Origin of the sequence: Microbacterium sp. RU1D (assembly GCF_900156435.1) — a bacterium.
Lineage (GTDB): Bacteria > Actinomycetota > Actinomycetes > Actinomycetales > Microbacteriaceae > Microbacterium.
This window is the reverse complement of the sequence record NZ_FTPQ01000001.1, coordinates 680,019-703,842: the sequence shown is the minus strand read 5'-3', so window position 1 is coordinate 703,842 and position 23,824 is coordinate 680,019. Positions and strand designations below refer to the sequence as shown.

At 71.9% G+C, this 23,824-nt stretch carries 21 protein-coding genes; 7 read left to right on the top strand and 14 right to left on the bottom strand.

The window, feature by feature from the left end; all coding sequences use genetic code 11:
* Positions 1–32: 32 nt before the first annotated feature.
* The 5 genes from B0B15_RS03205 to B0B15_RS03185 form a co-directional block, all read right to left on the bottom strand.
* Positions 33–1,673 (bottom strand): AtzH-like domain-containing protein, encoded by a 1,641-nt coding sequence (locus tag B0B15_RS03205; protein ID WP_076673255.1) that lies wholly within the window; start codon positions 1,671–1,673, stop codon positions 33–35.
* Between the two features lie 76 nt (positions 1,674–1,749).
* Positions 1,750–2,958 carry an acetamidase/formamidase family protein gene (locus B0B15_RS03200; protein WP_083708836.1) on the bottom strand — a complete coding sequence of 403 codons (1,209 nt, stop codon included), beginning with the start codon at positions 2,956–2,958 and terminating at the stop codon, positions 1,750–1,752.
* Positions 2,955–4,289 carry an allantoinase AllB gene (gene allB, locus B0B15_RS03195; protein ID WP_076675116.1) on the bottom strand — a complete coding sequence of 445 codons (1,335 nt, stop codon included), beginning with the start codon at positions 4,287–4,289 and terminating at the stop codon, positions 2,955–2,957. Before allB ends, B0B15_RS03200 begins: the two co-directional genes overlap by 4 nt.
* A gap of 10 nt (positions 4,290–4,299) precedes the next feature.
* Positions 4,300–5,130 (bottom strand): aspartate/glutamate racemase family protein, encoded by an 831-nt coding sequence (locus B0B15_RS03190; protein WP_083708835.1) that lies wholly within the window; start codon positions 5,128–5,130, stop codon positions 4,300–4,302.
* Positions 5,127–6,791 carry an NCS1 family nucleobase:cation symporter-1 gene (locus B0B15_RS03185; protein WP_076673254.1) on the bottom strand — a complete coding sequence of 555 codons (1,665 nt, stop codon included), beginning with the start codon at positions 6,789–6,791 and terminating at the stop codon, positions 5,127–5,129. Before B0B15_RS03185 ends, B0B15_RS03190 begins: the two co-directional genes overlap by 4 nt.
* Positions 6,792–6,950: 159 nt before the next feature.
* Here B0B15_RS03185 and B0B15_RS03180 point away from each other — a divergent pair, with 159 nt between their 5' ends.
* The 4 genes from B0B15_RS03180 to hpxO all read left to right on the top strand — a co-directional run bounded on the left by B0B15_RS03180 (position 6,951) and on the right by hpxO (position 9,897).
* Positions 6,951–7,607 carry a helix-turn-helix domain-containing protein gene (locus B0B15_RS03180; protein WP_076673253.1) on the top strand — a complete coding sequence of 219 codons (657 nt, stop codon included), beginning with the start codon at positions 6,951–6,953 and terminating at the stop codon, positions 7,605–7,607.
* Between the two features lie 252 nt (positions 7,608–7,859).
* Complete coding sequence (gene uraD, locus B0B15_RS03175) at positions 7,860–8,387, top strand: 2-oxo-4-hydroxy-4-carboxy-5-ureidoimidazoline decarboxylase (RefSeq protein ID WP_076673252.1); 528 nt, start codon at positions 7,860–7,862, stop codon at positions 8,385–8,387.
* On the top strand, positions 8,384–8,704 hold the full coding sequence (gene uraH / locus B0B15_RS03170; protein ID WP_076673251.1) for a hydroxyisourate hydrolase: 321 nt from the start codon (positions 8,384–8,386) through the stop codon (positions 8,702–8,704). Before uraD ends, uraH begins: the two co-directional genes overlap by 4 nt.
* A gap of 8 nt (positions 8,705–8,712) precedes the next feature.
* Positions 8,713–9,897: an FAD-dependent urate hydroxylase HpxO gene (hpxO, locus tag B0B15_RS03165; RefSeq protein ID WP_076673250.1), complete on the top strand. Its 1,185-nt coding sequence runs from the start codon at positions 8,713–8,715 to the stop codon at positions 9,895–9,897.
* A gap of 49 nt (positions 9,898–9,946) precedes the next feature.
* On the opposite strand, the gene B0B15_RS03160 is transcribed toward hpxO, so the two are convergent.
* Genes B0B15_RS03160 through B0B15_RS03135 form a run of 6 tightly spaced genes read right to left on the bottom strand, consistent with a single transcriptional unit; the run spans position 9,947 to position 16,194 of the window.
* A complete protein-coding gene (locus tag B0B15_RS03160; RefSeq protein WP_256334163.1) occupies positions 9,947–11,014 on the bottom strand; it encodes an oxidoreductase in 1,068 nt (355 codons plus the stop codon).
* On the bottom strand, positions 11,011–12,168 hold the full coding sequence (locus B0B15_RS16635) for a M20 family metallopeptidase (RefSeq protein WP_076673249.1): 1,158 nt from the start codon (positions 12,166–12,168) through the stop codon (positions 11,011–11,013). The genes B0B15_RS03160 and B0B15_RS16635 overlap by 4 nt, the downstream gene beginning before the upstream one ends.
* Positions 12,165–13,172, bottom strand: a complete 1,008-nt coding sequence (locus B0B15_RS16630) for a ketopantoate reductase family protein (RefSeq protein WP_076673248.1) — start codon at positions 13,170–13,172, stop codon at positions 12,165–12,167. The genes B0B15_RS16635 and B0B15_RS16630 overlap by 4 nt, the downstream gene beginning before the upstream one ends.
* Positions 13,169–13,954, bottom strand: coding sequence for an SDR family NAD(P)-dependent oxidoreductase (locus tag B0B15_RS03145; protein ID WP_076673247.1), 786 nt, complete (start codon positions 13,952–13,954; stop codon positions 13,169–13,171). Before B0B15_RS03145 ends, B0B15_RS16630 begins: the two co-directional genes overlap by 4 nt.
* The gene (locus B0B15_RS03140) at positions 13,954–15,267 is read right to left on the bottom strand and encodes an MFS transporter (protein WP_076675113.1); all 1,314 of its coding nucleotides are present in this window, start codon (positions 15,265–15,267) and stop codon (positions 13,954–13,956) included. The genes B0B15_RS03145 and B0B15_RS03140 overlap by 1 nt, the downstream gene beginning before the upstream one ends.
* A 27-nt stretch (positions 15,268–15,294) precedes the next feature.
* Positions 15,295–16,194 carry a polysaccharide deacetylase family protein gene (locus B0B15_RS03135; protein ID WP_076673246.1) on the bottom strand — a complete coding sequence of 300 codons (900 nt, stop codon included), beginning with the start codon at positions 16,192–16,194 and terminating at the stop codon, positions 15,295–15,297.
* A gap of 163 nt (positions 16,195–16,357) precedes the next feature.
* Between B0B15_RS03135 and B0B15_RS03130 the strand changes: the two genes are divergently transcribed.
* On the top strand, positions 16,358–17,398 hold the full coding sequence (locus B0B15_RS03130) for an Lrp/AsnC family transcriptional regulator (RefSeq protein WP_076673245.1): 1,041 nt from the start codon (positions 16,358–16,360) through the stop codon (positions 17,396–17,398).
* Positions 17,399–17,615: 217 nt separating this feature from the next.
* Here B0B15_RS03130 and B0B15_RS03125 read toward each other — a convergent pair whose 3' ends face one another.
* On the bottom strand, positions 17,616–18,140 hold the full coding sequence (locus tag B0B15_RS03125) for an adenine phosphoribosyltransferase (RefSeq protein ID WP_076673244.1): 525 nt from the start codon (positions 18,138–18,140) through the stop codon (positions 17,616–17,618).
* Positions 18,141–18,440: 300 nt separating this feature from the next.
* Between B0B15_RS03125 and B0B15_RS03120 the strand changes: the two genes are divergently transcribed.
* Positions 18,441–20,120, top strand: coding sequence for a glycoside hydrolase family 13 protein (locus tag B0B15_RS03120; protein ID WP_076673243.1), 1,680 nt, complete (start codon positions 18,441–18,443; stop codon positions 20,118–20,120).
* A gap of 38 nt (positions 20,121–20,158) precedes the next feature.
* Entirely contained in the window at positions 20,159–21,160 is a 1,002-nt protein-coding gene (locus tag B0B15_RS03115; protein ID WP_076673242.1) for a LacI family DNA-binding transcriptional regulator, read from the top strand.
* A 51-nt stretch (positions 21,161–21,211) separates the two neighbouring features.
* Here the strand turns inward: B0B15_RS03115 and B0B15_RS03110 are convergent, their stop codons facing one another.
* Positions 21,212–22,450 carry a DUF4190 domain-containing protein gene (locus B0B15_RS03110; protein WP_076673241.1) on the bottom strand — a complete coding sequence of 413 codons (1,239 nt, stop codon included), beginning with the start codon at positions 22,448–22,450 and terminating at the stop codon, positions 21,212–21,214.
* A 172-nt stretch (positions 22,451–22,622) separates the two neighbouring features.
* A complete protein-coding gene (locus B0B15_RS03105; RefSeq protein ID WP_076673240.1) occupies positions 22,623–23,816 on the bottom strand; it encodes an NAD(P)/FAD-dependent oxidoreductase in 1,194 nt (397 codons plus the stop codon).
* Positions 23,817–23,824: the final 8 nt, after the last annotated feature.

Genomic DNA, 23,824 nt, shown 5'->3' with positions numbered 1-23,824 from the left:
GCGGATGGTCCGCGGGAGCGCTGCGCCGCGGGTCATCGCTCGGCTCCGGACGAGACGCGACCCGCGAGACGCCGGGCCAGGCGCACGAGTGCGATGTCGGTACCGGCGCGCGATACGAGACACACGCCGACCGGCGCACCGGCCACCGTCAGCAGCGGCACCGACACCGCCGGCAGTCCCGCGATGGCCGCGGGCGCGGTCATGCGCAAGGTCGCCGCGCGGACGGCATCCACGTCGGCGGTGCGCAGCGGCGCGGGTCCCGGGACGGTCGGGAAGATGAGCACGGCACCGTCGACCAGTTCGGCCAGGTGCGCGGCGATGGGGTCGAGGTCGGCGCGGGCGCGGGCCTCGTCGGCCGCGGTGATCTGCGACGCGGCGCGGAAGCGCTCGGCCACCGCCTCCCCCACCGCCCCGGGGTGCGCGCGCAGCCACTCCCCGTCGTTGCGCCAGGCCTCGGCGCCCTGCACGGTGCGGAACGCCGTGAAGGCGGCATCCACGTCGCCCGTGTGGACGGCGCGAAGCGACGGCGGGTCGTCGGATGCCGCGAGCGCGGCCAGCAGCCTCGAGAAGGCCTCGCGCGTGTCGGCGTCGGCGCAGTCGAGGATCTCCTCGGGCACGTGGAACCGCCAGGGTAGGTCGTCACCCGAGGCGCCGTAGACGCTCTCGGTCGACGCGGAACCGTCGTAGCTGAGGCACCAATCGGCCACGCGCTGAAGGGTGTCGCCGTCGCGGGTGAGCCAGCCGATCGTGTCGAAGGACTGCGCGAGCGGCAGCATGCCCTGGCGGGGGACGAGATCGTGCGTGGTGCGCAGCCCCCACAGGCCCTGGTACGACGCGGGAACGCGGATGGAACCGGCCGTGTCGGTGGCGAGTCCGACGTCGGCGTGGCCCGTGGCGACGGCCGAGGCCGGTCCGCTCGACGAACCGCCGGGCAGGGCGCCGACCACCGCCCCGTTGGGCGGGGTGCCGTAGTGCACGTTGTCGCCGGCGATCGAGTACGCGAATTCGTCGGTGCGCGCGATGCCGCGGAGGGAGGCGCCACCGCTCAGCAGGTCGGCGACGGCGGGCGCGGTGACCTTCTCGGGACGCGCTTCCTCGAGAAACGTGGGGTTGCCGGCGCCGATGCGGAAGCCCGCGATCGCGAAGAGGTCCTTCACCGCGACCGTCAGGCCCGCCAGCGGTCCTTCCCACGCGCCCTGCAGGAACGGGTCGCCGACGCTGCGCCAGATCGTGCGGTCGAGCGCGGGAGTGCGGGGGGTGACGTGGGCCGCGGTGATCAGCCACCGTCCGTCGATGCGCTGCCAGATCTGCGTCTGCAGACCGCGCCCACCGCCGCGGAACGCCGAGACCGAGACGAGCAGGGCCACGTCGCCGTCGATGCTCAGAGCGTCGGCGGTCGCGGCTGCCGCGTCGCCGGATGCCGCGCCCGCGCCGCCGCGGGCCAGCGGGCGGTAGTGCAGGTCGGCGATCTCGCGCGGCGGGACGCCGCCTCGCAGAGCCCGGAAGCCGCTGATCGCGTCGTGACCGACCAGCAGGCCGCCACTGTCGCCGCGCAGTGTGTCGCCCCCCGGGGCGAAGAACGCGTCGAGCGCGTCGAGGTCGTTCGCGACGATCGCCGCCTCGTACGCATCGAACGCGGCGCGCAGCTCGCCCGGGATCGTGGCCTCCGTCACTGTGCTCTCCTTCCCGCGCGATCGAGTGTCCAAGAAACGCCGACGGCGTCCCGCTCGATACGGCGTGCGACGGGCGTCATGCCGCACTCCCGTCTGCGTCGTCACCGGATGCCACGGACTCGGGCTCGACGGACGGAACGCCGGCGAAGTCCGCCTCGCGGATGCGGGCGTGAACACCGGAGACGATGTCGACGACCTGCGAGATGTCGAAGTCGGTGGCGGCGCTCAGGTAGGCGTAGGCGAGGTGCTCGTCCATGCCCCAGCGTCCCTCGATGAGCGCCAGGGAGGCGCGCACGCACGCGCGCATCGCAGCGTCGAGGTCGGGGTCCATCCCGGTCGGGACGAGATACCCGGGGGTCCGCACGAGCGGGCCGGTCACCTCGCCGAACGCCGCGCGGGCGGCATCCGCGGGGATCACCTCGAAGCGGAGGGTCGCCCGCAGTGAGGCCTCGAGCGCCGTGAGCGCGACCTCTCCGTCGCCCTGCGCGAAGTGAGGATCACCGACGTACGCGAGGGCGCCGTCGACCTGCACGGGCAGGAACAGCGTCGTGCCCTCGACGAGGAGATTGATGTCGATGTTGCCGCCGTGCGTACCAGGTGGCACCGAATGCGGTCGCTCGTCGGCCGCGACGGCGACCCCCATCGTGCCCAGGAACGGTGCGAGGGGGAAGGCGACGACCGGGTCGCCGCCCTCGATGACCGGGAGCGTGCCGTGCAGCACGCCCTCGCGCTCGGCGACGGCGGCGAAGACGCTGACATTGTGCTCGCCGCGGGGCAGCTCGCCCACCAGCGCACCCTTGCCGTGGCGGTTCGAGATCACGCCGTAGGGCACCCGGGGGGTCAGAGTCTCGACGGTGATCTTCAGCAGATCGCCGGGCCGGGCCTCGCGCACGCGCACGGGCCCCACCACGACGTGCGGTCCGTCGGCGAAGGGATCGCGGGAGACGGATGCCGCGATCTCGATCGCGTCGGCGAGCACGTGGTCCGCGGGCACGCCGTGGGCCGTGAAGTAGGCGTGCGGGTCTCTGCCCTGGTCGTCGAGGATGCCCTCGTGGCTGACGGTGTCGAAGGTCACGCTCTCGCCCGATGCGATCTCGAGCGCGGGCGCATCGGCCGCGCACGGGAGGCGCCCCCACATGACCGTGGCGGGGGCGGCGGGGAGGTAGTGGTCGCCGGGGATCGCGCCGACGCCGGGCTGGAGGATGGGGACGGGGGTCGCGCTCCCGGTCCCTTCGACGGGCTCGCGGACCTCTGTCGCCGCCGACTCAGGCGTGGCCGCGCTCATGCCTGCACCGCCGCGGCTGCGCGCAGGATCTCGCGGCCCTCGCGTTCGGTGACGGGTGCTCCCCGGCGGTAGGCCGAGACGCCGCGCACCCACGTCTCCCGCACGACTCCGATGAGGGTCTTGCCGTGCCACGGCGACACGGGATTGCGGTACTCGAGGCTCGCGGCGTCGACGACGAACCGCTCGTCGGGGGCGAACGCCACGAGGTGCGCGGGAGCGCCGGGCTCGATCACGCCGAGGCCGGGCAGGCCGGCGATGCGCGCGGGGCCCGTGGTCATGAGCGGCAGAAGGGTCTCGAACGCCAGGCCTCGCTCGCGGGCGGTCGTGTGGATCGCCGAGAGACCGGTCTGGAGTCCCGCGATGCCGCCCCACGCGAGGCCGAAGTCGGGGTTGCTCTTGAGCTCGACCGTCGCGGGAGAGTGGTCGCTCACGATGGCGTCGATCGTGCCGTCGACGATTCCGGCCCACAGGAGGTCGCGGTTGGCGGCCCCGCGGATCGGCGGGCAGCACTTGAACGCCGCGGCGCCGTCGGGCACCTCCTCGGCGTCGAGCGTGAGGTAGTGCGGGCATGTCTCGATCGTGAGGCGTACGCCCTCTGCCTTGGCCGCGCGCACGATGTCGAGCGCGCCGCCGTCGGAGACGTGGACGATGTGCGCGCGGGCGCCGGTGCGACGGGCCGCAGCGATCACGCGCTCGATCGCCGCGCGCTCACTCAGCGGCGGGCGACTGACCTCGAAGTCGCGATAGCGCGGTCCGAGCGCGCCGTGGGCGGGCAGGTGCGCGGGGTCTTCGGCGTGCACGATGAGCAGGCCGTCGAAGACGGCGAGCTCGGCGAGGCACTGCTCGAGCTGTTCGGCGTCGAGGTGGCCGAACTCGTCGATCCCGCTCGGCGAGAGGAAGCACTTGAAGCCGACGACGCCCGCGTCGGAGAGGGCGCGCAACGACCCCAGGTTCTCCGGAACGGCACCGCCCCAGTAGGCCACGTCGACGGCGAGCTTGCCCCGCGCGGCGGCACGCTTGGCCTCCAGCGCCTCGACGGAGGTGGTCACGGGGACGCTGTTGAGCGGCATGTCGACGACCGTCGTGACGCCTCCCGCTGCGGCGGCCGCCGTGCCGGTGGCGAAGCCCTCCCACTCGGTGCGGCCGGGCTCGTCGAAGTGCACGTGCGAGTCGACCAGGCCCGGCAGCAGTGTCGCGTCCTGCGGGAGCACGGTGTCGGCCCCGGCGTCGAACGCCTCGACCGCGACGATCGACCCGTCGGCGACGACGACGGTGGCGGGCGCGAAGGCGCCGTCGAGGAAGACCCGACGTGCGGCGATCCGAGAGCTCATGCGGTTCACGCTATGCGCCCCTCGTTTCACGAATGTAACCGTCATCAACATCTGTGCGAACACCCCGGAATCCGCCCGCTGGGGAGGAAACGTGCCGGCGGCCGGCCGTCACCGCGGCAGCGCTGCCGATCAGCACCCCCTCGCGCACCGGCGGCAGCGCGTACTCGTCGCGTTTGCTCGTGCCGAGTCCCATCCGCACCATCCCGGATGCCAACCCCACCGCCGCCGCCACCCCGTCGACGACCGGCACCCCGATGCGCGCCGTGAGCTCGGCGCACAGGTCCGCCATGCCCGCGCACCCGAGCACGATGACGTCGGCGCCGGCGGACGCGGCATCCGCGGTGTGACGGGCGATCGTCTCCGCGGCCGCCGACCCCGTGTCCTCGAGGTCGAGCACCGGGATCCCGGTCGCCGCGAGCGAGACGCACGCCCGCTCCATGCCGTAGCGCGCCACGAGGTCGCGAGCGCGACCGAGCGTGCGGCTCAGGGTCGTGACGACGCCGAAATGCCGCCCCGACACCGTCGCCAGATGCATCGCGGCCTCGGCGATCCCGATCACGGGCACCTCGACCAGCTCGCGCGCCGCGTCGAGCCCCGGGTCGCCGAAGCACGCGATGACGTACGCGTCCGCCGGGTCGATCCCGTCGCGGTCGGCGGCGATCAGTTCCACGACCGCCGCGGCCGCGGCGACCTCATCGACGTGGCTCTCGATGGCCGAGGCCCCGGTCGCGGGGCACACCGCCTCGACGAGCACGCCGGGTCCCGCCACCCCCCGGGCGGCGTCCGCGATCTTCGCGGTCATCGCCCGGGAGGTGTTGGGGTTGACGAGCAGGATCCTCACGCGGTCGCGCCCGATCCCGAGACGGGCCTGGCCGCCGAAGCCGTCGCATCCACCGGAATCCCGCCGGAGATCGCCGGCGGCTCGGATGCCGCGGTCGCGGCCGCCCCGTCGACGGCACCGTCGGAGATGCCCTCGGTCTCGCCGTCGAACGTCGGCACGCGGGGGTCGAGACGCTCGAAGAGGAGGAAGAGCACCAGGCCCAGCGCACAGCCGATGAACCAGCTGTAGTCGCTGATCGCGGAGACGTCGAACAGGCCCAGGTCGGCGAAGAGCTTCGGGGAGATCGCGACCGCCACCGTGGGAACCCCCGCGGCGATGACGGCTTTGACCGCGTTCGGGTTGAAGCCGTTGCGATACCAGTACGGGCCGGCGGCATCCATCGTGAACATCGCGTCGACCTTCACGCGCTGGCGGGCAGCGAAGTAGTAGCCGGCGATCAGGATGCCGAAGAGCGGACCGATCAGCGCACCGAGCACTCCGAGCGAGTAGTGGATCGCGTCGGCGTTCGAGTACCAGTTCCACGGCATGAGGAAGGTCGAGCCGACGGCCGCGATCATGCCGCCCGCGCGCCACGAGATCTTCTTCGGGGCGACGTTGGAGAAGTCGAACGCAGGCGAGATGAAGTTGGCGACGATGTTGATGCCGACCGTGGCGGTGACGAAGGTGAGGCCGCCGAGGAGGATCGCGAAGGGGGTGTCGATGCGCTCGACCGTCTGGATCGGGTCGGTGATGAGATCGCCGAACACGGGCACCGTGGCCGAGGCGGTGATGACGGTGAGCAGCGAGAAGAAGAGGAAGTTGATGGGCAGGCCCCAGAAGTTGCCCTTCTTCACCGCGGCGAAGCTTCTGCCGTAGCGGGCGAAGTCGCCGAAGTTCAGCATCGGGCCCGAGAAGTACGACACGACCAGGGCGATCGCGGCGAACATCACGGGGATCGAGGCCCAGAAGTCGAGCTGGGTGGTCGACAGGGTGAACGAGATGTTCTCGATGCCCGCCTGCGAGACGAGGTACACGGCGAGCACGATCATCACCAGGTAGACGGCCGGGCCGGCCCAGTCGATGAAGCGGCGGATGACCTCCATGCCGTTCCAGAAGAGGAGGAACTGCGCGGTCCACAGGATCGCGTACGAGATCCAGCCGAGCGCCGACAGGCCCGCGAACGACACGTCGAGCAGGGCGGCGGATCCCGGGATGAACTTCAGGAAGACGATGTTCAGCGACTCCGCCGCGAGGAAGGTCTGCACGCCGTACCAGGCGATCGCGATGAGCCCGCGGATGATCGCGGGGATGTTCGCACCCCGGATGCCGAACACCACGCGGTTGATCACGGGGTAGGGCACACCCGTCTTCTGGCTGGGCTTCGCGACGAGGTTCGCGAACACCTGCACGATGACGATGCCCGCGATGAGGGCGACGAGCACCTGCCAGGACTGCAGGCCCAGGGCGAACAGCGAACCCGCGGTGACGTAGCCGCCGACCGAGTGCACGTCGCTCATCCAGAACGCGAAGATGTTGTAGCTCGACCACTTCTGCTTCTTCAGCGGGGCGAGGTCCTCGTTGGCGAGCCGGTCGTCGTACTGCGGCTTCATGTTGCCGCCCCCGTGGGGGTGGCCGGCGGCCTCCACCAGATCGTGGGGGCCGGTGAGCGGGGTGGTCGTCATGTCATTCCTCTCAGGGCGATGGATGCCACGACGTGGAGTCCGCGGCCGGAGTGGAGCTCTGATGTGAAGTTATGGGTTCACGCGACGCGGGTGATTTCGCTCATGTAACGAGCGTGTGAAGTCAATCCTTCACACCCACCGGCTGCCTAGACTCGGGGCATGACGCAGCCGCCCCTCGCCGACGCCGTCGATCAGGACGCCGTCCCGACGGTCGACTCCGAGCCCACCGGTGTCGCGACGGCCGAGCCGTCGGCATCCGTCGGCGCCCGCATCCGCGATCTCCGGCAGGCCCGCGGCATCTCCGCCCGGGCGTTGGCCGCCTCGCTCGGCATCTCCCCCAGCGCCGTCTCGCAGATCGAGCGCGGCGTGATGCAGCCGAGCGTCTCGCGGCTCATCGCGATCACCGACGCCCTGGGCGTGCCGCTCGTCGCGGCCTTCGATCCGGCATCCGACCGTCCCGTCGAACCCGTCGGACCCTCGGGCTTCACGCTGCAGCGCGCGGGGCAGTCGCCCGACATCGTGCTCGACAGCGGCGTCTCGTTCCGCCGCCTGACACCCGGCTCCTCCCCCGGCGTCGACTACTTCGAGTCGATCTACCCGCCCGGCGCCGCAGCGCACGGCGCTGACGGCCTCTTCCACCACGAGGGCTACGAGGTCGGCACGGTCGTCGCGGGCGAGTTGACCATCGACTTCGAGGCCGAGCGCGTGATCCTCCGCGCCGGGGATGCCATCAGCTACCCCTGCTCGGTCCCCCACCGCCTGCACAACACCGGCGGAACGGATGCCGTGGCGCACTGGCTGATCGTGCACGCCTGACGCGGCGCGGGTCGGGGTGGGGCCCCCTGCGGGGCCGCGGGTCGGGACCGCGCGGCGGGGTCATGCGGCGGCGCCCTTCTGGTTCGGGGCGGGTCCGGCCCCTTGGGGCGCGAGTTTCACGCCTCGAGAAGCGGATCGCGCCCCGAAGGCAGCCGGTCGCCTCACCGCAGCCACGCCGAAATGTTCCCCACAGCAACATCGCCGACACATCGCGCCACAGCGCCGTAACGCGACGCCCCTAGCCTGGCCCGCATGCTCCTGCACCACTTCCATGCCCTCGACGACGCGGATGCCTCGGCCGTGGTCCGCGTGTGGGCCGACGTCCCCGGGTGGGTCGACGCCGTCGTCGCCGGCCGCCCGTACGCGACCGTCGACGCCCTCGCCTCGTATGCCGGGGACCTCGCTTCCGCGTGGTCGCCGCAGGACTTCGAGACGGCACTGCACGCCCACCCCCGCATCGGGGCGAAGGTCGCGGGCGACGGCGCCGAGGCCGCGGCATCCCGTCGCGAACAGGGCTCGATGGCCGAGGCCGCCGACGACGACGTCGCCGCGATCGCCGCCGGGAACATCGCATACGAGGAGCGCTTCGGCCGGGTCTTCCTCATCCGCGCCGCCGGCCGCACGCCGAGCGAGATGCGCGCCGAACTCGAGCGCCGCCTGAGCAACGACCCCGACGCCGAGACCATCGAGGCCACCCGGCAGCTCGCCGAGATCGCCCTCCTGCGGCTCCGCGCGACCTTCGCCGACGAGGCCCCCGCCGAGCCGGAGGCGGCCGAATGACCCACCTCACGACCCACATCCTGGATGCCACGACCGGCACGCCCGCGGCCGGGGTCACCGTGTCGGCGGCGGCGCTCGACGGCACCCCCGTCGCCGAGGGCACGACCGACCAGGACGGCCGCCTCGCGCTCGGCCCCGAGCGGCTCGCCGACGGCGACTACGCCCTGACGTTCGCAACCGGCGCGTACTTCCGCCAGCGCGGCGTCGCCTCGTTCCACCCCGTCGTGACGGTCGCGTTCACCGTGAGCGGCGAGGGCCATCTGCACGTGCCGCTGCTGCTGAGTCCGTTCGCCTACTCGACCTACCGCGGCAGCTGAGGAGAGTCATGAAGGTCATCGTCATCGGCGCCGGTGTCGGCGGAACCTCCGCCGCCCTCGCCCTGCAGAAACTCGGCCACGAGGTCGTCGTCTACGACCGCATGCGCGAGAACCGCCCCGTCGGCGCTGCGCTGTCGCTGTGGTCGAACGGCGTGAAAGTGCTCAACTGGCTCGGCCTGGGTCCGCAGGTCGCCGCCCTCGGCGGCCGCATGGACGACATGGCCTACTACGACGGCCACACCGGCGACGAGCTGTGCCGCTTCAGCCTCGCCCCCGTCACCGCCCAGACGGGCCAGCGGCCCTATCCCGTCGCCCGTGCCGACCTGCAGGCGCTGATGATGGATGCCGTCGGCCAGGCGTCCATCCGCCTCGGGAGGCAGCTGGTGGCCGTCGCCGACGACGGCGTCACGGTGACGGCGACCTTCGCCGACGGATCGACCGACACCGCCGACCTGTTGATCGGCGCCGACGGCGCGCGCTCGCTCGTGCGGGACTACGTCACCGAGCCCACCGGCATCCGTCCCGAGCGCTCCTACTCCGGCTACGTCAACTACAACGGCCTGGTCGCCGCCGACGAGCGCATCGGTCCGCTCGACCAGTGGACGACCTACGTGGGCGACGGCAAGCGGTGCGCGGTGATGCCCGTCGCGGGCGACCGCTTCTACTTCTTCGTCGACGTGCCGGGGCCGTCGGGGGTGCTCGAGGACCGCATGGCCGCCCTCGAGGAGGCGTTCGGCGCGTGGGGCGCCCCCGGCGTGCGGGCGCTGCTCGACGGCATCGACCCCGACGAATCGCTCAACCGCGTGGAGATCTGGGACATCGACCCCTTCAACACGTGGGTGCGCGGGCGGGTCGCCATCCTCGGCGACGCCGCGCACAACACCGCGCCCGACATCGGGCAGGGCGCCTGCTCGGCGCTGGAGGACAGCTTCGCGCTCGGCATCGTCTTCGCCACCTCGACCCTGGGCGTCGAGGACTCGTTGAAGCGTTACGAGCGCATCCGCACCGAGCGGGCCGGCGACCTCGTTCTGCGCGCCCGCAAGCGCGCGTTCGAGACGCACGCCTTCGACGTCGAAGCGACGCAGGCCTGGTACGACGGCCTCCGCCGCGAAGACGGGACGGGCGTCATCCGCGGCATCGTCGGCAACATCGAGGGCAGCCCGGTCGAGCTGGGCGCGAGCGTCCTGGGCTGAGGGCACCGGCACCGGCACCGGACAACCCTCACGGCCACGCCTGCCGTGGTCAGTACGCCCGGAGACGCTGCGGCGGAATCCAATCGACGCTCGCGCCGAGCTCGCGCGCCCAGCGCAGAGGCGTGCTGGGGTCGCGTAGGGCCGCACGCCCGATGCGCACTGCGGCGACGCCGCGCCGCACGACCTCTTCCGCCTGCTCCGCCGTCTCGATCAGACCGACGGCCGACGCGGCGACGCCCTCGCGGGCGATGCGCTCGGCGAGATGCGCCTGATAGCCCGGTCCGACAGGGATGTCGGCGAGCACGAGCCCGCCGGAGGAGGCGTCTACGGCATCCGCTCCCGCCGCGACCACCCAGGCGGCGACCGTCGCCGCATCGTCGGGGGTGAGTCCGCCGTCGACCCAGTCGGTCGCCGACAGGCGCACGATGATCGGCATCGTCCGCAGGTCGGCCCGGATGCGACGGACGATGTCGAGCAACAACGACGCCCGGCCCGCGAGGTCACCGCCGAACCGGTCGTCGCGGCGGTTCGCCAACGGCGAGAGCAGCTGATGCAACAGGTAGCCGTGAGCCGCGTGCACCTCGACGACGTCGAATCCCGCGTCGTCGGCGCGGTGGGCGGCCGCCACGAACGCATCGGCGATCTCCTCGAGCTCCGCGGCGGAAGCCGGACGCGGCGCAGCCAGCCCCATCACCGGGACGTCCGACGCCGACACCGTCTGCCAGCCACCGCGCTCGACGGGGACGGAGCCGCGTTCATCGCCGTCACGACCGAAACCCGCGAACGTGCTCGCCTTCGCACCGGCATGGCTCAGCTGCACCCCGATGGCCGCACCCTGCGCGTGCGCGAAGGCGACGATGCCGCGCCATGCCGCGACCTGCGCGTCGTTCCACAGTCCGGTGTCCTGGCGGGTGATGCGCCCCTCGGGAACGACCGCCGTCGCTTCGACGACGAGCAGACCGGTGCCGCCCGCGGCGAGCGCGCCGTAGTGCACACGGTGCCAGTCGGTGGGGATGCCGTCGTACGCATCGACCGAGTACTGGCACATCGGGGCGATCCAGATGCGGTTGCGCAGCGTCAGCTCGCGCAGCCGCATCGGCGCGACGATGCTGGTCACGCGGCATCGCCTCCGCCCAGGCGGACGAGGATGCCGGCCGCGAGCGCCGTACGCTGCACCATGCCGTCGATGGAGATCCATTCGTGACGCGCGTGAGCCCCGTCCCCGACGGCGCCCAGGCCGTCGAGCACCGGCAGCCCCAGAGCGGCGGCGAAGTTACCGTCGCTGGCTCCGCCGACCGAGATCTCCTCGACCGCCCATCCCTGCGCCGTCGACACCGCCTCCGCGATGCGGAACAGCGCGACCGTCGATGCGCTTCGCGGCATGACCGGTCGATTCCACCCGCCGGCGATGTGCAACGTCGCCTCCGCGCGGTGGGGCGCGAGGGCGTTCAGCGCGGCGTCGATCCGCTCGCTCTCGGCCACGTCGGTCACGCGCACATCGACGAGGGCCTCGGCGCGACCGGCGGTGACGTTGGAGCGCGACCCACCCGCGACGGTGCCGACGTTGATGCTCGTGCCGGCGCCGAGGTCCGCGAGCGCGTGCAGGGCGAGCACGATGCGAGCCATCTCGTCGATGGCGCTGACGCCCCGCTCCGGGTCGAGCCCCGCGTGGCCCTCGACACCGTGCGTCGTGACGCGGAAGATCCCCACGCCTTTGCGCGCCGTCTTGAGCGCGCCGCGGGCGCTCGCCTCGAAGACCAGCACGGCGTCGCGGCCCGTGACGGCCTCTTCGATGTGCGGGCGGGAACCGAGCGATCCGATCTCCTCGTCACCGTTGAGCACGAGACGGATGGCGGGCAGCGGCAGTCCCTGGGCCCGGGCGATCGCGATCGCGTGCGTCGCCTGGACGAGACCCGCCTTCATGTCGAAGACACCGGGGCCGGTGAGCCGATCGCCGTCGATCGCGACGGGCCACTCGGCCAGTGTGCCGAGAGGCCACACGGTGTCGTAGTGGCAGAGGATCGCAACCGACCCCGTACCGCCATCCGTCGCCTCCCAGTCGAGCACCGCGACATCGCCGTGGGGAGCGGCGTCGATCACGCGCTCCGCGTCGGGGGTGCCGAGGTGGCGCGTCACGAAGGCACGGACCCAGGCGAGCCCCCTCGCCAAGGCGTCGCGGTCGTCCGAGGGCGTTTCCTGCTGCGTATACGCCGTCAGATCGGCGACGAGCGCCTCGCGCGCTGCCTCGGCGGCCGTGAGCAGCGCACTCATGCGGTGGCCATCCGATCGAGCTCGTGCAGGTGCGCCTCGTCCATCGCGATCGCGTGCGTCTCGAGCTGCTCGATGCGGGACACCAGCCATCGCGTGAGCGGGGTCGGCATGCCTCTCCGCTCGCCGGCCTCGAGGACGGGGGCGTATTGCGTCGGCACCTCGGTTCGCCGGCCGCGCACGGCGATGTCGCGCCAGATGCCCGAACGCTTCTTCGTCTGACGGGCGAGCCAGGCCACCAGCCCGTCGGTGGCGGCGTTCGCGGCGGCTTCGTCGCCGAGATAGTCGTACGGGACGAAGGCGTCGAACCCCTCGAGCTCGATCCCCTCGGCCACGGCGATCTCGAGCACCTCACGGACGAGCGCGTGCAGGCCCACTCGATGGCGGTCGATGAGGTCGCCCATGTCGTCGTCGCAGAGAGCGGATGCCACGAGCATCGCGCCGAACCCCAGCTTCGACCACAGGAAGCCGGGCACGTTGTCGGAGACGATCGGCGCGCCCCACTCGCGCAGATCGTGAGCGAGTGCGCGGACGCGATCGCTCGACCCGCCGGCGTGCTCGCCCAGGGCGATGTCGCCGATGCCGCCGTCGCGCACCACACCGGGCTCGACGACGTCGGCGAACAGGTCGACGAAGGCGGCGACCGTGCGGTCGACGCCGACGTGCCGGGCGATGGTCGCCTCGTTCAGGCCGTTCTGCATCGACGCGATCCACCCGTCGGGCGTGAGTCGCGGCGCGATCCACGCAGCGACGGCGTCGGTGGCCTGCGCCTTGACGGCCAGGAGCACCGCGCCGAGCTCTGCGGGAGCCTCCTCGGGGGTCGAGATCGGCAGGCGGGCGCTGAACACCCCGCCGGGGTGCTCGATGCGCAGCCCGTTCGCGCGGACGGCGGCGATGTGATCGGCATCCGTGTCGACGAGATGCACGTCCGCGCCGGCCCGATGCAAGTGCACGGCGAGAGTGCCGCCGATGGCTCCCGCGCCGACGATCGTGTAGTTCGAGGTCATTCGTGTTCTCCCTGGCCGGTGGCGGCCCAGTGTTGCGGAAGGTGCCAGGCGCCGGTCGACGATCCGCCGTCGACGCGCAGCACCTCCCCGGTGATCCATTCGGCTTCCTCGCCCGCGAGCCAGACGACCGCGCGCGCGATGTCGGCGGGAGTGCCTCGACGGCCGAGGGGGGTGTCTCCGACCGCAGCGGCGTATTCGTCGGTCACGGGATTGACCCGCGAGTCGACCGTGACGAAGCCGGGCGAGACGGCGTTCACCCGGATGCCGTGAGGTCCGAGTTCCAGCGCCGACGCCCGGGTCGCGGCCTCGAGCGCCGCCTTGGAGGTCGAGTACGGCGCGGCGCCCGGCCGGGCGCGCAACGCCGCACCGGAGGAGATGTTGACGACGCTGGCGGGACGTCCCGACGCGATCGCGCGGCGGGCGAGGGCGACGGTGAGCAGTACGGGCGCCCTCGTGTTGACGTCGAGCACGCGGTCCCACGTGCGCGCGTCGAGGTCGAGGAACGGCGTCGCGGGATAGACGCCCGCGCTCGAGACGAGGACGTCGACCGGTGCGGTCGCCCAGGCCGTGCGCACCAGCTCGTCGGCGGCCTGGCCCTCGCGCAGGTCGACCGTCGCCGTCGCACAGACCGGTGCACCGGCTTCCCGGGCGAGCGCGGCCGTCTCGGCGAGGGGTTCGGCGTGCAGGTCGGCGACGGTCAGGGCCTCCCCGCGCCGCGCGAAGGCGAGGGCGATCTCGCGGCCGATCCCCGACCCGGCCCCGGTCACGACGACGTGGCGCATCAGTCGAGCTCCTTGCCCTTGGTCTCGGGCATGGTGAGGTACACCGCGAGGCCGATCGCTGCGGCGATGGACGCGTAGAGCCAGACCCATCCGCCGTAGCCGTTCGTGTTCATCCACGTGGTGATGTAGGGCGCCGTGCCCCCGAAGATCGCGACCGCCAGCGCGTAGGGCAGGCCGATGCCCGTCGCGCGCACCTCGGGCGGGAACTGCTCCGCCATGATCACCGCGCAGTTCGCCGAGTAGCCGACCAGCAGCACGATGCCGATGATCTCCACGGCCAGCAGGGCCCAGAATCCGCCGCCGATCAGCTGGAAGGCGGGCCACGCGAAGACGAGGAAGCCGCCCGCGAAGGCCGCCATGGTGGGCTTGCGACCGATCTTGTCGGAGAGCAGACCCCCGAAGGGCAGCAGCACGATGAAGATGATCATGGCGATGACATTCGCCAGCAGTGCCTGGTTCAACGGGATGCCCGTGGTGACCGCCGCGTAGGTGGGCATGAAGTTGACCCACATGTAGTAGAGCAGCGTGCCGGCGATGGTGATGCCGAAGACGCGCAGCGTGGCCTTGGGGTGGTCGCGGAACATGCGCACGAAGGCGTTGTGGCGGGCGGGCTTCGCGGAGCCGTCGACGCGCTCCCGGCCGGTCGCGAACGACTGCGTCTCCTCGATACCCCGGCGCAGCCACAGTCCGACGAAGCCGAGCGATGCGGCGAAGATGAAGGCGACGCGCCATCCCCAGTTGTCCACTGCCTCCGGCGGCAGCACGGTCGTGATCGTGAAACCGAGCGCCGACGCGATGAGCACTCCCGCGGCGACCGAGACCTGCTGCCACGATCCGGCGAACCCGCGCCGTTGGGGAGCAGCGGATTCGACGAGGAACGCCGAGGCCGAGCCGAACTCCCCGCCCGCGGCGAAGCCCTGTGCGAGGCGGGCGAGCACGAGCAGCAGCGGCGCGAAGATGCCGACCTGTTCGAAGGTCGGCGCGAGGCCGATCACGAGGGTGGCGGCTGCCATCAGGGTGATGGTGAAGAGCAGGCCCTTCTTCCGGCCGAAACGGTCGGCGTACGTCCCCATGACCGCGGCACCGATGGGACGCATGATGAAGCCGACGGCGAAGATGGCGAGCGTCGACAGCAGGGCCGCGACGTCGTTGCCCGCGGGGAAGAAGTGGTGGGCGAAGATCGACGAGAACGTCGAGTAGACGGCCCAGTCGACGAACTCGACGGCGTTGCCGATCGAGCCGGCGACGATCGCCTTCTTGCCCTTCTTGCTGAGCTTCGTCGCGTGGACGGTCTCGGGTGCGGTGGAGGTCATCTGCATTCTCTCTCGAGGCGGTGCGGGTCAGAGGAGGGGGCGCACGTGGGCGGCCAGGTCGGCGTGGGTGCCGATCCACACGTCGTCGAACGAGCGGATGTGACGGAGCAGCTCGTCGAGGATCCGCAGGCGCGAGCGGTGCCCGATGATGTGCGGGTGCATGGTCAGCTGGAAGACCCCGCCCTCCTCGCGCGCCGCGTCGAACTCGTCGATCCAGATCTGCAGGAGGCTGCGGGGCGGCATGTGAGGGCGGAGTCCGCCGAAGCGGTCCATCATCAGGTACGGGGCGTCGTCGCGGATCCACTCGACCGGGATCTCGACGATCCCGGTGCGCTCCCCGTGCTCCAGCAGCTCGTAGGGGTCGGCATCCGCCATCAATGAGGAGTCGTACACGAAGCCGAGCTCGCGGATGACGGCGAGTGTCGATCCCGAGAAGTCCCACGACGGGGTGCGGATGCCGGTGGGCCGATGTCCGATCTGCCGCTCGAAGACGTCGAGGCATCTGCTGACGAGATCGAGCTCGTCGTCATGTGTGAGCGCGGTGTTGCGTTCGTGGATCCAGCCGTGCACGGCGACCTCATGACCCCCCGCCACGTAGGACGGAGCCTCGTCCGGTCGCAGCAGTGCGCAGACCGCTGGCATGTAGAACGACGAGGGCGCCTCGTGCCGCGCGAGCAGATCGAGGATGCGGGGCACCGCGAAACGCGCGCCGAACTCACCCTGCGCCATCCGGCCGGGTGAGGTCTCGCCGTCGCGAAGAGGGATCGATTCGTGGTCGGAGTCGAACGACAGCAACACGGCGACCCGCGCACCCGACGGCCAGCGCTGCGCCGGGTCGTCGTGCACCAGTCGGCGTCCGGCGCGGACATGCTCGACGTGACCGCGCCACACGCTCTCGTCCCATTGCCACGGTTGCTGCTCGTCCATGCGATCCTCCTGGCCTTCGACGACACCTGCGTCATCGATGCAGGCAACTGTAGGAATAAACAAACTTGAGGGCAAGCATGATGGGCGAATATGTCATTCGTGTTTCCTCGAATGGGAAATTCGTGTTCCGGCCAGCGAGTGATGCCTGAGATAGGTTGAGATCGTGCACCGATCAGACCCACGCGCGGTCCGACCCCAGCTCGACGAGACCGATCTCGACATCGTCGCGGCCCTGCACATCGCCCCCCGCGTCCCCACGGCCGCACTGGCCGACATCCTCGGCATCCCCACGAGTACCGCGTCTCGGCGCCTCGCGCGCCTGCAGGACGAACGCCTTCTCCGCGTCGTCGGTCGGTTCGCCTGGGAGCTGATCACCTCGAGCAACCCCTTCGAGCTCTGGGTTACCTCCACCCCCGGTCACTCCGAGGCCGTCGTGCGCGAGCTCTTGCGTATTCCGGACGTGCAGTTCGTGCTCCGCACCAGCGGTGCGGCCGATATCTACGCCAACCTGTTCCCGCTGCGCGGGTCGGACCCCCACGACCTGTTGACCTCGACGATCCCCTCCATCCCGGGGGTCCGCGCCATCGACAGTCGCATGATCCTGGAGCCCGCCAAGGTCGGCCAGTCGTGGCGGTACCGCCGGCTCGACGCCGCGCGCACCACGGAGCTCGAGAAGCACGCCGCCGTGGCCGACGGCGAACCGCTCCGGGACCTCCAGCAGCTGTCGGACCTCGAGTTCGAGACCATGCGGATGCTCGGCGAGAACGGCCGCGTCACCGCCGCCGAGGTGGGACGTACGCTCGGCGTCTCGCCCACGACGGCCGCCCGCGCGATGCGGCTCCTCATCCATTCCGGGGCCATCTCCCCCCGCATCGAAATTCAGCCCGACCTCATGGGCTTCCCCCTCAACGCGGTCGTCACCATCGACGTCCGGCCGCGTGACATCCGCGGCGCGCTCGACACCCTCGCCGCGCACCCCAGCGTGCGCCTGCTGTCGACCGTCACCGGCTCGGCGCCGGTCAGCCTCGCGGGCGTCTTCGCCGGGCCCGTCGATCTCGCCCGCTTCGTGCGCGACGACCTCGGCACCCTCGCCGGCGTCAGATCGGTGCAGTCGGTCGCGGGCCTGCGGCTCGAACGTCGGTACTGGGTCGATCGCGACGGCCTCCGCCTCGGCGACTCCGTCGAGGGCGTCCTGCGCCGCTGAGCGGACTTCCGGGGCGTCGAAGCCCCGCCCTCCGCACGGCGGGAGCATTCATATCGCGCCGTTCGGGGTCCACTTGCTCCGTTCCGCGTTCTCGCGCGATGCCTCACGCGGCGGGTTCGGGATGCCGAGCCCGCGCGCGCGAGATACGCGGCATCCGCTCATATCGACGCGCGGCACTCTGGGGTCCGGTCGCACGCCGCCGGGCGGAGGCAGCTCCTCAGACGTGGAAGACCGAGTGCACCTCGTCGCCGAGCACGTCGCGGCCACCGAGGCCGTCGATCTCGAGCAGCGTCGCGATGCCGACGACCTCGCTGCCCACCGCCTGCAGCAGGTCGCGGCCCGCGCGGAGGGTGCCGCCTGTCGCGAGCACGTCGTCGAGCAGCAGCACGCGGGCGCCCGCGGCGTTGTCGTCGTGCATCTCGATCTGCGCCGACCCGTACTCGAGGTCGTACGACATACTCGCCGCGGGGCGCGGCAGCTTGCCCGCCTTGCGGATCGGCATGAGGCCCACGTTCGCGGCGATCGCGGCGGCGCCGGCCAGCAGGAATCCGCGCGCTTCGACGCCCGCGACCGCGTCGAAGCGGCCCGCGAAGGGCTCGACGAGCGCCTCGACGACGGTGCGCAGGGCCGCGGCATCCGTCAGCAGCGGCGTGATGTCGCGGAACACGATCCCCGGCTTCGGGTAGTCGGGGATGCTCGTGATGAGGGATTCAGCGCGGGCGAGGGCGGAGGCGTCGGGCACGTCTCCAGCCTAATCGCGGCTCTGTCGCACCGCCCCGCGCCCGGTGCCGCCCGGCGCCCGTGGCCGCCCGCTGCCCGCTGCCCGCTGCCCGCTGCCCGCTGCCCGCTGCCCGCTGCCCGCTGCCCGCTGCCGATTGTCCACAACACCCGGACGATTTTCCGGAGCGTCCGAGCGTCTTGGCCACTCGACGCCGCACGCCCAACCCAGCCCCTCCCTCGCTACGACGCCACCCCGATCCCACGCCCCGCACTCCGCGTGAGGCTTGACGCCACTGCAAGCGCTTGCAGTAGCGTGTACCGCATGACTTTCACGCAGGAAGACGCGCGCGCCGATCTCGCCTCGGCCCCGGGCTCCGAGTGGTGGCGCACCGCCGTCATCTACCAGATCTATCCCCGCTCCTTCGCCGACGCGTCGGGCGACGGCCTGGGCGACCTCCCCGGCGTCACCGCGCACCTCGACGATCTGCGCGACCTGGGGGTGGATGCCATCTGGCTGAGCCCCTTCCAGACCTCGCCGCAGAAGGACGCCGGCTACGACGTCGCCGACTACCGCGACGTCGACCCGATCTTCGGCACCCTGGCCGACTTCGACGCGATGCTCAGCGGTGCGCACGAGCGCGGCATCCGGGTCATCGTCGACCTCGTCCCGAACCACTCCAGCGATCAGCACGTGTGGTTCCAGCAGGCGCTGAAGGCCGCGCCCGGCAGCCCCGAGCGCGCGCGGTACATCTTCCGCGACGGCACGGGCGAGAACGGCGAGCTCCCCCCGAACAACTGGGAGAGCGTGTTCGGCGGCGGCATGTGGAAGCGCGTGACCGAGGCCGACGGCGCGCCGGGCCAGTGGTACCTGCACATCTTCGACGAGACTCAGCCCGACTTCGACTGGACGAACGAAGAAGTGCGCGCGGAGTTCCGCGACGTGCTGCGCTTCTGGCTCGACCGCGGCGTCGACGGCTTCCGCGTCGACGTGGCGCACGGCCTCATCAAGGCCGATGGTCTCCCCGACTTCACTCCCGACCCTGACGGCGGCTCGATGGGCGGCGACACCGCCGAGGTGCCGTACTGGGGTCAGGCCGGCGTCCACGAGGTGTGGCGCGAGTGGCACGAGGTGCTCGCCGAGTACGACGGTGACCGCGCGCTCTGCGCCGAAGCCTGGCTGCCGACGGTCGCGCAGACCGCGCTGTGGGTGCGTCCCGACGAGATGCACCAGGCCTTCAACTTCCACTACCTCGAGACGACCTGGGATGCCGCAGCCCTGCGCGACGTCATCACCGACTCGCTCGAGGAGTACGGCGCCGTCGGCGCCCCGAGCACCTGGGTGCTGTCGAACCACGACGTCGTGCGTCACGCCTCGCGCCTGGCGCTGACGGCCGAGAACCCGCAGGGCGCGGGAATCGGCCCGAAGTCCCCGGGCAAGCCCGACCCGGTGAAGGGACTGCGCCGCGCCCGCGCCGCCACCTCGCTGATGCTCGCGCTGCCCGGCTCGTCGTACCTGTACCAGGGTGAGGAGCTCGGCCTCCCCGAGGTCATCGACCTGCCCGACGACGCCCGTCAGGACCCGACGTGGTTCCGCACGAACGGCGAGCGTTACGGACGCGACGGATGCCGCGTGCCCCTGCCCTGGACCGCCGACGCGCCCGCGTACGGCTTCAACGACACGGGAGCGTCGTGGCTGCCGCAGCCGGCCGAGTGGGCGGACCTCGCCTTCGACCAGCAGGTCGACGATCCCTCATCGACCCTCTCGCTGTACCGCTCGCTGCTCGCCGAGCGCCGTGCCCGCAACCTCGGCGCCGGTGACCTCGAGTGGGTCGACGGCTACGGAGACGATGTCGTGGCGTTCCGCAACGGCTCGCTGCTGGTGATCGCCAACCTGGGCGACGCCGCCGTCGAGCTGCCCGCCGGAGAGGTGCTCATCGCGAGCGGTCCCCTCGACGGTGAGCGCCTGCCCACCGACACGACCGTCTGGATCGCGGCGGCGTAAGCCGCGGCATCCTCCATCCTCCCCGGACGCACGAGACCGTGGCCGGCATCGACGACGTCGCACGCGCGGCGGGCGTGTCGACGGCCACGGTCTCGCGGGCGCTGAGCGGACGGGGTCCCGTCTCCGCCGCCGCGCGCGATCGCGTGCTCGCCGCGGCCGACGAGCTCGGCTACGTGGTGTCGGCGGCGGCGTCGAGCCTGGCATCCGGACGCACGCGCGCGGTCGGGGTGGTCGTGCCCTTCCTCGACCGGTGGTTCTTCAGCACCGTGCTGGCGGGCATCTCCGACGCCCTCGTGCGTCAGGGCTACGACATCACGCTGTACAGCGTGAGCGCCGACCCCGCCGAACGCCGCCGCGTCTTCGACGACCACCTGCGGCGCCGCCGGATCGACGCGGTCATCACGATCGCCCTCGAACTGGATGCCGAGGAATCGTCGTCGCTGCGGGGCCTCGGTGTGCCGATCGTCGCGATCGCCGGCCCCAACCCGCTGCTGACCACCCTGACGGTCGACGACCTCGCCGTCGGCCGCCTCGCGACGACGCACCTGCTCGAGCTGGGGCACCGCCGCATCACCCACATCGGGGCGGACGCCGCGATCGATGCCGGATCGAGCGTGCCCTCGCTGCGTCGGCGGGGGTTCGAGCAGGTGCTCGCCGAGGCCGGTGTCGAGGGCGCGCGGTTCGAGCCCGCCGACTTCACCATCGAGGGCGGCTCCGAGGCGGCGGCGCGCGCGCTGGCCGTCGCCGATGCCCCGACCGCCCTGTTCGCGGCCTCCGACGAGATGGCCATCGGTGCGATCCTCGCCGCCCGGGAGCGAGGACTCCGCGTTCCCGACGACGTGTCGGTCATCGGTGTCGACGGCCACGAGCTGGGCCGCTGGTTCGGGCTGACCACCGTGGACCAGTTCGCGCGCGGCCAGGGCGAACGCGCCGCCGACGCCGTGCTGGCCGAACTCGACGGGGCCGAGCCCGCGCGCGGCCGGGGAACCCTGCCGTTCGAGCTGGTCGACCGAGGCTCGACGGCTCCGCCCGCGGCCTGACCGCGCGCGTCGGGAGCCGTCACCCCCGTCCACCGGCTCCGAGGGACGCGATCAGCGAGCAGACCCCCGCAGCGATCCGGTGGTCTCCTCCGCCTCGGGGTCGTACAGCAGGCACGAGATCTCGCGGTCGCCCTCGGCCCACGTCTGCTCGTTCGGCGCGACGTAGTAATAGGCGAGCGCGGACTGTTCCCAGGGGATGCCGACGAAGTCGGGATACGCGGCGTCGCACTGCTCGTACGCCGAGGACTCGACGGTGTCGTCGCCGGGGAAGGCGCCGTCCTCGAGGAAGAAGCTGCCGAAGACCTCGTACGCATGCGGCTGGGCGCAGTCGAGGACGTTCGCGGGCGAGATGACCCCGCTCGGGACCTCATCGAGACACAGCCCCACCGGCAGCGTGTACGCGTCGCTCGGCGCCTGCTCGCTCGGGCCGATGGTCACGCCCCCGTCGCCCGTATCGACGGGAGGATCGAACGGATCGACCGAGGTCGCCGCGACACCGGCGCCGAAGAGCGCGAGCATCACGAGGGCGACGACCGCGATGCCCGAGAGCACCGTGATGACGCCGCCCGCGACGATCCCGCCGATGGCGAGGCCGCGGCCCTTCTCGCCCGTGCGCTTGATCTGGGCGAGGGCGATGGCCCCGGCGATGATCCCGCCGATCGGCACGACGAAACCCATGATGATCGCGGCGATCGCGACGCCGTTGGTGCGTCCGGATGCCGCGGCCGGGGCGTAGGGCGGCATCCCGGGGGCGGAGGTCGACGTATCCGGGGCGTACGGAGACGTTCCGGGTGCGGAGGGCGAGCCGGACGGGACGAACTGGGCGGTTCCCGGGTAACCCGGGTAGCCGGCGGCAGCGGGGTTTCCGGGCGGCGGCACCGGAGACGCACCGACCGAGGGTGGGATGGGCCCGGCGATCGGCGCCCCCTCCGCGTCGCCCGCCGAGGCGCCGGCGATCACCCCCTGCCTCGCGAGCCGTTCCCCCACGCGGCGCGCGGCGTCGCGAGCGAGGTCCCCCTCGACCACGGCCGGGCCGTCGTCCGCCGGCGAGCGCTCGAACGACGCGAGCGCGCCCTCGGGGGAGTCGGTCAGGTGCACGTCGAACCGCCCGCGCGCGCCCGATCCGGTGGAGGCGTCTGCGTCGAGCGACGTCCCCCCGCTGTCGCGCGAGACGGAGAGCGCTCCGGTCGGCGTCGGCTGGACCGAGAAGCCCTCTTCGACGAGCGCGGCCGTCAGGGCATCGCGCGCGCGATCGATGGGCAGGGTGAGACGCAGCTCGGCTGTGGCCATGTGGGGTGCTCCCGGGTTTCGCGCACCGTGAGACGCACAGCGCGCGTCCAGGGTAGACCCGTGGAGCCGCGGGGCACACCGCCGATCGCGCGCGAGAGCGGCGGGCCGAGTCGTCACCGTCGCCGGTTCCGACCGGCCCGCCGGTCTCGATGCCCGTGGAGGCGCAGTCCGCTCAGCGGATCCGACCCACCAGATCGTCGCGCGTCAGGGTGTCGGCTTCCGCCAGCACCGTGCGGGCGGCATCCCGGGACTTCTCCACGTTCCAGAGGAGCACGCCCACGACGCGGTCGTCGTCGAGGTAGTAGACGACCCCGCGGTCGGCGTCGATCCAGTCCTCGACCGTGTCGAGCGAGGAGTCGAGGGTTCCCACCGCCTCGTACCGGATGCCGAACACCGCGGAGTAGTAGTACGGAGTGTGCGTGTACGGCTCGGCGGCGCCAGCGAGGTTGCGCCCCGCCGCCTTGCCCTGCTCGTTGGCGTTGTCGACGTGCTCGACCCGCCGGCGCCCCAGGAGGCGGTCGGGGTAGCTCGCCACGTCGCCGGCGGCGTAGACGTCGTCGGCCGAGGCGCGCAGCTGCGCGTCGACGTGCACGCCGTCGTCGACCGTGAGGCCGGCCTCCTCGGCGAGGTCGGTCGCGACCTCGATGCCGAGACCGCTCACCACGGCGTCGGCGCGCACCTCGTCGCCGTTCTCGAGTTCGAGGCGGGCGCCCGTGGCATCCACCTCTCCTCCCGAGACCTTCGACCCCGCGACGATCTCCACGCCCGCGTCGCGGAACAGCTTCTCGAAGCGCTCGGCGAGCGCCGCGGGGAAGACCGCGTCGCCCAGGACCGCCCCGGTGTGGATGAGCACGGTGTCGACGCCGTTCTGCACGAGGGCCGCCGCGAGCTCGGAGCCGATGTACCCGCCGCCCACGACCGCGATGCGCTCGACGTCATCGGCCAGCGAGCGGAGGCGCCGGTAGTCCTCGGCCGTGCGGAACGACAGCACCCGGTCACCGTTCGAGCGGTCGTCGACGGGGAGGGGCACGGGCTTCCCGCCGGTGGCGATCAGGAGCTTGCCGTACGAGAACGTCTCGTCATCGGCATCCACCTCGTGGTCATCGGGTCGGATGGCCGTGGCGCGCGTGCGCAGCCGGATGTCGGCGCCGGTGTCGGCGGCGGTGCCCAGCGGCACCGCGTCCCACGTGAACTCGTCGTCGGTCCACAGCTTCTTGCTGAGGGCGGGGCGCGTGTACGGCTCGTCGACGTCGTCGCTCAGGATGCCGATGGACCCGTCCGCGTCGATCTCGCGGATGCCGCGCGCGGCGGTGTCGGCGACCATTCCGCCGCCGACGATGAGGTAGTCGAAGTGTGTCGTGGTCATGCGCACAG

What these genes read in the sequence shown, in the direction of transcription:
- B0B15_RS03200 (WP_083708836.1), bottom strand. Translation starts at nt 2,958, where the DNA reads ATGAGCGCGGCCACGCCTGAGTCGGCGGCGACAGAGGTCCGCGAGCCC.
- allB (WP_076675116.1), bottom strand. Translation starts at nt 4,289, where the DNA reads ATGAGCTCTCGGATCGCCGCACGTCGGGTCTTCCTCGACGGCGCCTTC.
- B0B15_RS03185 (WP_076673254.1), bottom strand. Translation starts at nt 6,791, where the DNA reads ATGACGACCACCCCGCTCACCGGCCCCCACGATCTGGTGGAGGCCGCC.
- B0B15_RS03180 (WP_076673253.1), top strand. Translation starts at nt 6,951, where the DNA reads ATGACGCAGCCGCCCCTCGCCGACGCCGTCGATCAGGACGCCGTCCCG.
- uraD (WP_076673252.1), top strand. Translation starts at nt 7,860, where the DNA reads ATGCTCCTGCACCACTTCCATGCCCTCGACGACGCGGATGCCTCGGCC.
- uraH (WP_076673251.1), top strand. Translation starts at nt 8,384, where the DNA reads ATGACCCACCTCACGACCCACATCCTGGATGCCACGACCGGCACGCCC.
- hpxO (WP_076673250.1), top strand. Translation starts at nt 8,713, where the DNA reads ATGAAGGTCATCGTCATCGGCGCCGGTGTCGGCGGAACCTCCGCCGCC.
- B0B15_RS16635 (WP_076673249.1), bottom strand. Translation starts at nt 12,168, where the DNA reads ATGAGTGCGCTGCTCACGGCCGCCGAGGCAGCGCGCGAGGCGCTCGTC.
- B0B15_RS16630 (WP_076673248.1), bottom strand. Translation starts at nt 13,172, where the DNA reads ATGACCTCGAACTACACGATCGTCGGCGCGGGAGCCATCGGCGGCACT.
- B0B15_RS03145 (WP_076673247.1), bottom strand. Translation starts at nt 13,954, where the DNA reads ATGCGCCACGTCGTCGTGACCGGGGCCGGGTCGGGGATCGGCCGCGAG.
- B0B15_RS03140 (WP_076675113.1), bottom strand. Translation starts at nt 15,267, where the DNA reads ATGACCTCCACCGCACCCGAGACCGTCCACGCGACGAAGCTCAGCAAG.
- B0B15_RS03135 (WP_076673246.1), bottom strand. Translation starts at nt 16,194, where the DNA reads ATGGACGAGCAGCAACCGTGGCAATGGGACGAGAGCGTGTGGCGCGGT.
- B0B15_RS03120 (WP_076673243.1), top strand. Translation starts at nt 18,441, where the DNA reads ATGACTTTCACGCAGGAAGACGCGCGCGCCGATCTCGCCTCGGCCCCG.
- B0B15_RS03110 (WP_076673241.1), bottom strand. Translation starts at nt 22,450, where the DNA reads ATGGCCACAGCCGAGCTGCGTCTCACCCTGCCCATCGATCGCGCGCGC.
- B0B15_RS03105 (WP_076673240.1), bottom strand. Translation starts at nt 23,816, where the DNA reads ATGACCACGACACACTTCGACTACCTCATCGTCGGCGGCGGAATGGTC.